We start from the raw sequence: 1,304 nt of genomic DNA on the forward strand, positions 1-1,304 counted from the left end.
GTTGCAAACAGTTCATCTATACAGCCTTCAAGCGTGTCCCCGGCCAGACACCGGAGCAGCAGCGCGCCGCCATCGTCGACACGCTGAAGTACGCTGCCGACGTCCTCGAAAAGGACCAGATCGAGATCGTGCTCGAACCCATCGACCTGCTGGAGCACAAGGAAGAAGCGGTGGTCAGCGTGAGCGAAGCCTTCGCCATCTGCCGTGAGGTCAACAGTCCGCGCATCAAGGTGTTGTACGACTTCTACCACGAGCAGCGGCAGGCCGGTAACTTGATTGAGAAGCTCGACGGCAACATCGACCTGGTCGGTCTGGTGCACGTAGCCGATGTCCCCGGACGCCACGAGCCCGGCACCGGCGAGATGAACTACACCAACATCTACCGCAAGCTGGCGGAGCTGAAGTACAACCGCGTCATCTGCATGGAATTCCGCGCCACCGGCGACTGGGTCAAGACCCTGAAGACCGCCCGCGAAGAAGCCATCGCTGCCCTGAAGTCGTAACGCAAAACCCATCCACGCCGACTATGAGGCGATGCGTGGGTGGGTTTTCTCTTGTATTCCTGTGTATAGAAGGGCACCCTGCTCGCATACAATCAAAGCAGGCGGGCGAGTAGCTCAATTGGATAGAGCACGAGCCTTCTAAGCTCGGGGTTGCAGGTTCGATCCCTGCCTCGCCTACCACGACGCCCTTCCGCCCTCCTCCCCAGTAGGCCAAGTACACTTTCAGGAAGTGCTACTTTCCCGGGGCAGATGCGAGAGTAGGCTTTGGCAACTCAATGCGAATGTGATTGCCATAATCGAGAGCCAGAAAGCCGCTAACTGATCCAATTGCGTCGTTATAGCAAATTTGAGGATCTCTTTGCGTAGTGATTCCGGTCTTCATGTCTAAGTCTGCGCAAGAATATTCCAGCCGGATCTCGACCTCTGCCTTATCTTTTGCGGGGATAAAGAAGGCGTGGTCAAGCTTTCCGTTTAGCTCTGAGAGAGCCTGTGTCTTGGTATCTCGCTTGAACAGTTTCACATCTTCTGGAACGGTAAGGTCGYGCCCTGTCGTATTTGCCAGTACGAAACCTAAGGTGAATCCAGACGGTGTTATTTCCCTTCGTGCATCGTCGATAGTAAACGTTTGCGTTGCCCTCGAATCGACCGCTTTGATTGCGGTCGTATCCAGCTGTTTTGGCCTATTTGACAGCCAAGAAATGACTCCTCCTGCAAGGAACATCGTTATAGCCGCCGCAATCCCGAAGGTCGCACCGAAGATCGTTGTCTTCTTCCACTCAATTGACACGGGAAGCCCCACAT

At 55.0% G+C, this 1,304-nt stretch carries 2 protein-coding genes and 1 tRNA gene; 2 read left to right on the forward strand and 1 reads right to left on the reverse strand.

All coding sequences use genetic code 11. The features are described 5' to 3' along the window. Both AB4043_RS25830 and AB4043_RS25835 read left to right on the forward strand, forming a co-directional pair. Window positions 1-503, forward strand: a 503-nt coding sequence (locus AB4043_RS25830) for a TIM barrel protein (RefSeq protein WP_442308563.1), incomplete at its 5' end; no start/stop codon positions are given. 103 nt (window positions 504-606) lie between these two features. Next, window positions 607-683, forward strand: a tRNA-Arg gene (locus AB4043_RS25835). A gap of 52 nt (window positions 684-735) precedes the next feature. Here AB4043_RS25835 and AB4043_RS25840 read toward each other — a convergent pair. Further along, on the reverse strand, window positions 736-1,304 hold a 569-nt coding region (locus AB4043_RS25840; protein ID WP_442308564.1), incomplete at its 5' end, for a hypothetical protein.

It is taken from the genome of Terriglobus sp. YAF25 (assembly GCF_052113305.1).
Taxonomy (GTDB): Bacteria; Acidobacteriota; Terriglobia; order Terriglobales; family Acidobacteriaceae; genus Terriglobus.